Genomic DNA, 266 nt, shown 5'->3' with positions numbered 1-266 from the left:
GACCAGACTCCTACGGGAGGCAGCAGTGAGGAATATTGGACAATGGGCGCAAGCCTGATCCAGCCATGCCGCGTGCAGGATGACGGTCCTATGGATTGTAAACTGCTTTTATACGAGAAGAAACACTGCTACGTGTAGCAGCTTGACGGTATCGTAAGAATAAGGATCGGCTAACTCCGTGCCAGCAGCCGCGGTAATACGGAGGATCCAAGCGTTATCCGGAATCATTGGGTTTAAAGGGTCCGTAGGCGGTTTAATAAGTCAGT

General features: G+C 51.1%; 1 rRNA gene. It reads left to right on the top strand.

From position 1 onward, the window contains the following. Window positions 1–266, top strand: a 16S ribosomal RNA gene (locus tag ACHRVX_RS23850); the annotation flags it as partial.

The sequence above is a fragment of the Flavobacterium sp. FlaQc-47 genome (assembly GCF_044006475.1).
Taxonomy (GTDB): domain Bacteria; phylum Bacteroidota; class Bacteroidia; order Flavobacteriales; family Flavobacteriaceae; genus Flavobacterium.
Note: the sequence above shows the minus strand (reverse complement) of the source record. Positions and strands in the feature narration are given on the sequence as shown.